Genomic DNA, 8,995 nt, shown 5'->3' on the forward strand with positions numbered 1-8,995 from the left:
GTTAAAAGATAAATGCCCAGGGGCAGGAGAAACGCGGACAGCGGCATGAGCAGCCGGACGAGACGATTTTCGCCTGTACCGGGGCTCACGGCCGGATTCTAGAAGCGGAGGTCTAAGTGTCAAGCAAAGTCCGGCCTGGCCCGCCTGAGCGCAAGATGACCTGTGAACCGCTTGCTTGAGGAGGAGTAGCCGGGCTTGGCAGGTCGTGCATGTTCTGTAAACGGCGCTTCCTGCTCGTGGTTTCAGACCAAGACAAGGGGTTGGTTTGCACTTGAGTGAAGTTTACCGGCGGGTAAACTCTGGCTGCCGAGGGTGAAGGATTGGCGGTCTCTGACACTGAGCAGTCTAACTGTCATTGTTTTCACAAGTTAAGCACTAGATGTACTGGAAAGTAGTGATACATGGGGGTCGTGGGGTAGGTGGTTACACACGCGGTCTAGTCTGTTGTCTAGTTGATTGTTTTCCTCGTAGTCTGCACTCCTGTTTCCCCTGTTACCAGCCTCTTTGTCCGGTTCATTGTCTTACAAGCCGTCTCAGTTGTAGCCTTCCTGGTTATCACCGAGACTGCCGTGCATGTTGTTCGCTAGGTCGCGGGCCAATCTATTCGCCTTGCTGCATGCCTGATTGTAGACCGGGTTTTCTACCCTACCGCTTGGCTCCTTGTTGTTCAAGTTGCCCGGTCTGTTGCGGTCCGGGCGGCGGCTCAGTTTGTCCGGCAATGCGTCCCATCAATGAACTGACCTGTTGTTTTCTGGTGTCACTGGCAACCCAGCCCGTGTGTTCCTCAACCGCCCTGCTGGCTAACTCACGGCTGTGTAGAGTCTTTTCTAACCCCTGCCTTGCCTAGTGCTTTTGTTGATCTGCTTGTGCCGCCTGCACCCACTACTAGGTTAGGGTAGCTGGTTGCAGATATCGGTCTAGTCCTGGTCGGTAGGCCAGGTGCAGGTACCACCGGTGGACACCGCCGGGAGCTTCATGACCTTCCATCTGTCCGCTGTGCTTTCCTGTCTGTCTTGCTGCCTGGCGTCCTTCCGACGTCTTCTTCTTGCTGGCTCCTGGTACTTCCGGTCCGACCATAGCTTCTTCGATACTCTGTTCTGCTTACTTCTGGAAGCACTTGGGGAATCGTCATTGCGTCGGCCGGAATCGGCTCAGAGAGTCATCGCAGACTTCCAAAGCTTTACAACCGATTGTTGACTGGTATTATTGCGTATGGTCAACAAACGACCTCTGGTAGCGGTCGTCATGGGTAGCGAAAATGACCTTGATACGATGAGGGAGGCGGTGTCCGTGCTAGCCGAGTTTGGTGTACCTTGCGAGGTCGAGGTTATATCTGCGCACCGGACACCGGACCGGTGCCGTGCTTTCGCCCGGCAGGCGCAACGCCAGGGCATCAAGGTCATCATTGCCGGGGCAGGTAAGGCTGCGCATTTGGCCGGAGTGATCGCAAGCCATACGACTCTGCCAGTAATCGGCGTGCCCTTGGATTCTGGACTTCTGGGCCTGGACGCGGTGCTGTCCACGGTGCAGATGCCGCGCGGGGTTCCGGTGGCGGCCATGTCTTTAGGCAAATCCGGGGCGGCCAATGCTGGGCTGTTTGCGGTTGCGATACTTGCACTTTCTGACCCTGAGCTGGCCCGCCGACTGGTCGGGCATCGGCGTCGGCAGTCGGTGGCGGTTATCCGACAGTCAAGACAGGTGAAACATGACCTGAAGAAGAAGGTCGGTCCGAGGCCGGCCTAGCTTCTAGAGGGGCAACGTGTGATTCTCAAGCGGGTTGAGCTGCCCGGAATTACGCTTGTTGCTCGGGGTAAGGTCAGGGACATTTTCCAAGTCTCAATGGCCACGGCACGAACGCCAGGTCTCGATGGGGAAACAGAGCGTCTGCTTATTGTGGCGACTGACCGGCTTTCGGCATTCGACGTAGTGCTGCCTGACCCGATTCCGGATAAGGGTAGAGTTCTGACTCAACTGTCTAAGTTCTGGTTCGAGCGGTTTTCTGGTCTAGTGCCGAGCCACATGATTACAACCGATGTTGATGAGTTCCCTGCCGAGCTTGGGCGGTTTCGTGAGCAGCTTGCTGGTCGTTCGATGCTGGTGTACAGAACGCGGCCCTTACCGGTCGAGTGTGTGGTGCGCGGGTATCTCGCGGGCAGCGGCTGGAAGGAGTACCAGAAGACCGGCGCGGTGTGTGGGATCAAGCTGCCGGCTGGACTCAGGCAGGCTGAGCAGCTACCGGAACCATTGTTCACACCCTCGACTAAGGCCCAGACTGGGCACGATGAAAATATTACTCAGGCCGAGCTGGAGCGGATCGTCGGGACCAGCCTCGGTCGTCAGGTGAGGGATGTGTCGCTGGAAATCTACTCTCAAGCGGCCGAGTATGCTCGGAATCGCGGCATCATCGTTGCCGATACTAAGTTTGAGTTCGGCTTGCTCGACGACAGGCTTATTTGGATTGACGAGGCGCTGACTCCGGATTCGTCCCGTTTCTGGGATGAGAGTGAGTACCGTGTAGGCGAGCCGCCGAGAAGCTTTGACAAGCAGTTCGTGCGCGACTATCTGGAGACGCTGGGCTGGGATAAGAGTCCGCCTGGACCGAGGCTGCCGCCTGAGGTCATTGCCGGGACCTCGGAACGGTACCGGGAGGCATACCGTCGCCTGACCGGCATTGACCTTTGCTAGATGCTTGTTTCCGAGTTCGACTATCATCTGCCGCAGGAGCTGATTGCCCAGGAACCGGCCCCGGAACGGGACCGTTCTAGGCTGCTCGTTCTCGAACGAAGTAGCGGCAAGCTGTACGACGCCTGGTTCTCGGACATCGGGCAGTGGCTTACGGCCGGCGACCTGCTCGTCTTGAACGATACGCGTGTCATACCGGCCCGATTGTTTGGCCGGCTCCGGACCGGGGGAAGAGCAGAGTTGCTGCTGCTGCGTAACGTCCGGCCGGGCGAGTGGGCTGCGCTGGCCAGACCGGCGCGGAAGTTGAAGCCTGGTGCCACGGTGTGTCTTGATGGTTTCGTAGCAACTGTCATCGAGTGCAGGCCTGATGGTGTGAGAATCGTCCGGTTCGAACCCGGGAATGTGCGCGAACTCCTGGCTACTCAGGGCGAGCTTGCCCTGCCGCCATACATCAGAAAGAAATGCACGATGCCGGAACGATATCAGACCGTGTACGCACGGAAGGATGGTGCAGTCGCGGCACCGACTGCCGGCCTACACTTCACTACAGAGCTTCTCGTCCGGCTCAGGGCGCAGGGCGTCGAGACGGCATTTGTTACCCTGCACGCCGGGCTTGGGACATTCCGGCCGGTGAAGGTCGCAACGGTCGAGGAGCATACGATGTACCCGGAAGAGTTCGAGCTGAGCGAAGACGCGGCTGCGGCCGTGAACAGCGCGCTGGAGCAGGGCCGGCGCGTAGTGTGCGTCGGGACAACTACGGTCAGAGTGCTGGAGGAGGTGGCGGAGGTGATTCATGGTGTCAAAGGCTCAAGAGTCCGAGTGAAGCCTGGCCTGGGGGAAACGAATCTGTTCATATATCCCGGATACTTGTGGAAGGTGACCGGAGCCCTGGTTACGAACTTTCACCTGCCCAAATCCACACTGCTCATGCTGGTCTCGGCATTTGCTGGTCACCGGAACGTGCTTGCCGCCTACGAGCACGCTGTCAGGAAGAGGTATCGGTTCTATAGCTTCGGCGATGCGATGTTCATCGTGTAGCTGTCTGTGGTGCTGAGAATGAACCGCAATGGTGTGAGATGTGCGAAGGGAGAGAAGCGTTGGAGCCGCTGAAGGTAGAGGACGTAGTCAGGGCAGTCGGTGGTACGCTCGTAAGAGGGGGGCGCAAGACTATCACTGGCGTCTCCATTGATTCAAGGGCCATGAGGCCTGGCGACCTGTTCTTCGCCATCAAGGGTGAACGCTTCGACGGCCACGAGTTCGTGCCTGATGTTCTGGCACGTGGCGCTGCCGGCGCAATTGTCCAGGTTCCACCGGTGAACCTTCCGTCTTCTGTCCGAAGCCGGGTAGTCATTCAGGTCGCTGACACGCGTAAGGCCCTTGCCGACCTGGCTCGGTTTTACCGTTCGAGGCTTAGGACCCGTGTGGTTGCGGTTACCGGCTCGAACGGTAAGACCACGACCAGGGAAATGATTGCGGCGGTTCTTGCGAGCCGGCATCGGGTCGTCAGTGCGGAAGGTAACTTCAACAATGATATTGGCGTGCCGCTGACCGTGTTCCGGCTGGATTCTGGGACCGAGTTCGGCGTGTTCGAAATCGAGATGAACCGGTTTGGCGGCACCAGAATGCTTGCTCAGGTCTGCCGTCCTGAAGTCGGCGTGGTGACGAATATCGGTGACTCACATCTTGAGTTCATGAAGGACCGTATGGGAGTGGCGCTTGAGAAGGCAGAGCTGTTGGCCGAGCTTCCAGAGGACGGCTGCGCGGTGGTTAACGCTGACGACCCGATGGTGATGAATATTGCAGGCCGGGCGTGTCGTACGAGGTGCCTCACCTTTGGCATTGAGAAGCCGGCAGACGTTTTTGCCACCGAAGTTAGGGACCTGGGTCTGGAGGGTTCTGAGTTCAGGCTTATGGGTCAACATCCGGTGCGGCTCTCGATACCTGGTTGGCACAATGTGGTGAATTTTCTCGCCGCGTGTGCTGCGACCCGAGCCTGCGGGATGGAGTTTGCCGACATGCCCCGGGCACTTGTCAGGTTCACACCGCCGGAGAAACGGCTGCGTGTACATCGTCTTGGCAAGGTTACGCTGATAGACGACAGCTACAACGCGAACCCTCAATCCATGGCGGTAGCAGTAGAACTCTTGTGTCGCAACGCAGCCCCGGGTCATCGGGTGGCGTTTCTGGGCGACATGCTCGAACTTGGCGAGTATGCAGTCGAAGCACACTCCCGGCTCGGTCAGATCGTTAGCACCTGTCTTGACCGGGTAGCGTTCGTCGGGCCACTAGGCGAGCACGCTGCCTCGGTCGCAATCAAGGCAGGCATGGACGCAAAACGGTTCAGGTTATTTGCCGACGCCGGCCAGCTATTGTCTGAACTGTTTGACATGATTAGGCCCGGCGATACAATTCTCGTCAAGGGTTCACGGGCGATGAAGATGGAGCTTGTGACCCAGGCAATCTTACAACACTACGATGAAGAACCCGATAAAGTTCACTGATACGACGTTACGCGACGCCCACCAGTCGCTCTGGGCCACGCGCATGCGCATCGAAGATATGCGGCCGGTGCTTGAACATATTGACCGAGTCGGCTATCTGTCACTGGAGGTGTGGGGTGGTGCGACGTTTGACGTGTGCCTGCGGTTTCTGAACGAGGACCCCTGGGAGAGGCTGTCGGAAATCCGCAGTCGGGTCAAGAAGACGAGCCTGCAGATGCTCCTGCGCGGGCAGAACGTAGTTGGGTATCGCAACTACCCGGATGATGTGCTGGAGGAGTTTGTCAAGAAGGCGGCCGATCGTGGTCTCGACATTTTCCGGATATTCGACGCGCTAAACGACCCGCGCAATCTGGAGAAGGCGGTATTCTACGTCAAGCAAACCGGTAAGCATGCTCAGGGCACCCTGTGTTACGCGATCAGCCCGGTCCACACGCTTGAATACTACGTTGCCCGGGCCGAGGAGCAGCGGGACATGGGCGTAGACTCAATCTGCATAAAGGACATGGCCGGGATACTGGCACCTCAGATGGCTTACGACCTTGTCAAGGCACTCAAGACCGAGATCGGGCTGCCGGTTCAGCTCCACTGCCATGCCTCGAGCGGGATGGCGGTCGCCACCTATCTCAAGGCGGCTGAGGCCGGGGTGGATGTCATTGATACCGCTTCCGCACCGCTGGCGTTCTCGACGTCACAGCCGGCGGCCGAGACCATGGTTGCCTGCTTTGCCGGCACGCCGCGTGACCCAGGATTAAATCTTGCTGAGATGGAGAAAGTCGAAGAGCACTTCGAGCGCATTTCCGTAGGCCGGTGCATTGAGGGCAACAAGGTGTGCGACTCGATGGTGATAACCCATCAGATACCAGGTGGCATGGCCTCGAACCTGCTGGCCCAGTTGCGGGAGCAGAAAGCCGAGGACCGACTGCCTGAGGTGCTGGAAGAGGTACCAAAGGTCCGCGAAGACCTCGGGTATCCGCCGCTTGTTACGCCGACCAGTCAGATCGTCGGCGTGCAAGCGGTGATGAACGTTATCGCCGGCGAACGTTACAAGATGGTGCCGAAGGAAGTCCGGGATTACTGTATGGGGCTTTATGGCCGGCCACCGGCGCCGATAAGGGAGTCGGTGATGGTGAAGATACTGGGCAACGAGAAGCCGATAAAAGGGCGGCCCGCGGACCGGCTCGAACCACTGATGCCGAAGGTACGTAAGGAACTGGCCAAGGACTTGGTACAGAAGGAAGAGGACTACATCTCCTACGCGCTCTTTCCTGAGGTGGCGCTGAAGTTCTTCCAGTGGCGCAAGAACCCGACCACCGAGGAGCCTATGAAGACCGCGGCACCGACGACGCCGGCGAAACCACCTGTTCAGGAGGCACAAAAGGCCGCGCCCCACAAGGATGAAATAGACCTCGGCACCGTCAAGGAACTCATCAGCATGGTCTCATCTTACCAGTTGACCGAGATCGAATGGGAGTACAAGAAAGATAAGGTCAGGCTACGCCGGGCTGGCACGGAGCACGGGCATGCTTCTGCTCCGCCGCAGGTTCAGGTCCAGCCAGCATTCGACGTCAAACCTCAGGTTGAACCCGAGAGGAAATCGGCGGGTGAATCGGCGTCATCTGCCACCCAACCGCAGGTTCAGACACCAGCAGCGACCCCGACCCGGGTCGAAGAGGTTGTGTCACCGATGGTCGGCACGGTATACCTGAGACCGAGACCGGATGCCGCGGCATTTGTTGACAAGGGCGATGTGGTTGATGCTGGTCAGCCCCTGTGTATCATCGAGGCGATGAAGCTGATGAACGAAATCCAGGCTGAGAAGAAGTGCCGCATCGTTGAGATTCTCGTAGAAGACGGCGGCTCGGTAGAGTACGGCCAGCCGCTGATGCTCATCGAACCTTTATAGCAACCGGCGCACAACGTCGGGAAGCAGGGGCCCTGTCCCTGAGACTTAGAGCCTCTTCGGCAAGACGCCGCGGCTCGCTGTTTAGTGGGAGTTAGGTAGGGCCAGGACGTCAGCCACATAGGCGCGGAAGGCTTCTTGCAGTCGGCGTGTGACTAGACCCGGCTGACCATTACCAATTCTCTGGCCGTTTACCCGGATGATGGGCGTGACTTCTCCGGTAGTGCAGGCAAGAAACATTTCATCCAGGTCGAGGACCCTAGTTTCAGGAATCGGAGTTTCAGAGACTTGAACGCCAAGGCGACTGCAGAGCTTCAGCACGATCTCGCGGGTGATGCCTGGCAGGACGTTATGGTCCAAGGGGTGCGTGACCACTGTTCCGCGGATCACGCCAAAGATCGTCGAGTGGCTACCCTCGGTTACCAATCCTTCCCGCACGAATATGGCCTCGGCTGCTCCAGCCTCGGTTGCCTGCTGTCGAGCCAAGACGTTGGGAAGAAGGCCCAGCCACTTGATATCACACCGCGTCCACCGGGAATCCGGTACGGTGATGGCTGCGATTCCGTGTGCCATTTCATTGGTTGGCGGCACGAATCTGCTTACCTCGACATACACTGTTGGGATCAGCGGTGTGGCTGGGAAGCCGAGTATGCGCGGCCAGGTGCCGCGAGTCACTTGGACATAGACGAGTGCGTCGGAGTGCTCAAGGTCGTTCCGGACTGCAAGCTCTCTGATGATACCGGCCATGCTTGCGGTGTCCGAAAATGGAATCCGGAGAGCGTCAAGGCTGTGCCGGAAACGGGCGATGTGCTTCTCAGGTAGGAACAGCTTTCCTGAGTAGCTGCGGATTACCTCATACGCGCCGTCGGCAAATAGAAAGCCACGGTCATCCGGCGAGATTCGCACCTTACCCTTCTTTAGTATAACTCCATCGGGGTACGCTTCGCTTCGGAGGTATACCCATTGCGCCTTCAAATTCATGGTTCTCAATTTGCGTTCTTTGACGTTTGTCACGGCTTCTTCTTAGATTCTGTACTCGTCAGCGGCCAAGACGTTCGCGCAGCAGACGTTCAAATTCGGGGTTCACTGGGCCACCTAGCTTACGGGCGGCGTTGAGTGAAGCCCGGGCTGAGTCGTGTTGCCCCAAGTGGTACAGGGCCACGGCCCGGTTGTGATGCACGACCGGGTTGTTCGGTGCGTCTCTGAGCAGGGTATCGTAATGCGCGAGTGCCTCAAGATACCGGCCCAGCTTTTGTAGAACGGTAGCAAGGCCGAAGCGGAATTTCGGTTCCGAAGGCTTGAGTTCGACGCTTCGCTGGTACTCGGTGAGTGCGGATTCAAGCTCGTTTCGGGCCTCGCGAAGCGTGCCGAGGTAGTAGTGAGTGAACGGATTGAGCGGCTCAGCACGGGCGGCAAGTTCCAGATTCACTAGCGCTTCGGCGTGGTTTCCCTGGTGGAGCTGGAGGATACCGAGGTTGCGGAGTGCCTCCGCTCGGCCTGGCTGGATGCGCAGGGCCTCGTGGAAAGCGGCCAGCGCCTTGTTTGTGTCTCCTTCTTGAAGGTAGGTAGCACCGAGATTGACTAAAGACTGCGCCTGGGTCGCGGCTGGTGAGCCCTGAACTGGGTAGAGTGTCAGCGCAAAACACCCGGCGCACAGCGCGAGCCCGGCACCGAGCCGGGGATACTGCTTCTGCCTGAACCAGTTCCAGAGTTGTGTTAGCATCCCGCCACCGAACGGTGCAAGCGAAGTTACTGCGGGCAGCCGGTACCGGTCAAGGACAAAGAAGGCAATGACCGTGGCTGAGAAGAGCACGAAGAATATGGCCAGGCTCATGTGGGCACGGGTGCGCCGGAAAAAGAGGACGATTCCGCTAAACCCGAACGCGAAAACAAGGCCAAAACCGGCCAGTGG

7 protein-coding genes are annotated in these 8,995 nt (G+C 58.3%); 5 read left to right on the forward strand and 2 right to left on the reverse strand.

Annotated elements, in window-relative coordinates; all coding sequences use genetic code 11:
- Positions 1-1,212 precede the first annotated feature (1,212 nt).
- Genes purE through accB form a run of 5 tightly spaced genes read left to right on the forward strand, consistent with a single transcriptional unit; the run spans position 1,213 to position 7,086 of the window.
- A complete protein-coding gene (gene purE, locus ABIL25_10040; protein MEO0082606.1) occupies positions 1,213-1,743 on the forward strand; it encodes a 5-(carboxyamino)imidazole ribonucleotide mutase in 531 nt (176 codons plus the stop codon).
- Between the two features lie 18 nt (positions 1,744-1,761).
- On the forward strand, positions 1,762-2,685 hold the full coding sequence (locus tag ABIL25_10045; protein MEO0082607.1) for a phosphoribosylaminoimidazolesuccinocarboxamide synthase: 924 nt from the start codon (positions 1,762-1,764) through the stop codon (positions 2,683-2,685).
- On the forward strand, positions 2,686-3,720 hold the full coding sequence (gene queA / locus ABIL25_10050; protein MEO0082608.1) for a tRNA preQ1(34) S-adenosylmethionine ribosyltransferase-isomerase QueA: 1,035 nt from the start codon (positions 2,686-2,688) through the stop codon (positions 3,718-3,720).
- A gap of 59 nt (positions 3,721-3,779) precedes the next feature.
- Positions 3,780-5,183: a UDP-N-acetylmuramoyl-tripeptide--D-alanyl-D-alanine ligase gene (gene murF, locus ABIL25_10055; GenBank protein MEO0082609.1), complete on the forward strand. Its 1,404-nt coding sequence runs from the start codon at positions 3,780-3,782 to the stop codon at positions 5,181-5,183.
- Positions 5,158-7,086, forward strand: coding sequence for an acetyl-CoA carboxylase biotin carboxyl carrier protein (gene accB, locus ABIL25_10060; protein ID MEO0082610.1), 1,929 nt, complete (start codon positions 5,158-5,160; stop codon positions 7,084-7,086). The genes murF and accB overlap by 26 nt, the downstream gene beginning before the upstream one ends.
- Before the next feature lie 81 nt (positions 7,087-7,167).
- Here the strand turns inward: accB and ABIL25_10065 are convergent, their stop codons facing one another.
- Together ABIL25_10065 and ABIL25_10070 are read right to left on the reverse strand one after the other, a co-directional pair.
- Positions 7,168-8,064, reverse strand: a complete 897-nt coding sequence (locus tag ABIL25_10065) for an aminotransferase class IV (protein ID MEO0082611.1) — start codon at positions 8,062-8,064, stop codon at positions 7,168-7,170.
- 58 nt (positions 8,065-8,122) lie between these two features.
- Positions 8,123-8,995: tetratricopeptide repeat protein (locus ABIL25_10070; protein ID MEO0082612.1), on the reverse strand; the 873-nt coding region annotated here is incomplete at its 5' end.

The organism is candidate division WOR-3 bacterium (assembly GCA_039801365.1).
In the GTDB taxonomy this organism is placed as follows: Bacteria; Hydrothermota; Tepidihabitantia; order Tepidihabitantales; family Tepidihabitantaceae; genus JBDRUN01.

What these genes read in the sequence shown, in the direction of transcription:
- purE (MEO0082606.1), top strand. Translation starts at nt 1,213, where the DNA reads ATGGTCAACAAACGACCTCTGGTAGCGGTCGTCATGGGTAGCGAAAAT.
- queA (MEO0082608.1), top strand. Translation starts at nt 2,686, where the DNA reads ATGCTTGTTTCCGAGTTCGACTATCATCTGCCGCAGGAGCTGATTGCC.
- ABIL25_10065 (MEO0082611.1), bottom strand. Translation starts at nt 8,064, where the DNA reads ATGAATTTGAAGGCGCAATGGGTATACCTCCGAAGCGAAGCGTACCCC.
- accB (MEO0082610.1), top strand. Translation starts at nt 5,158, where the DNA reads ATGAAGAACCCGATAAAGTTCACTGATACGACGTTACGCGACGCCCAC.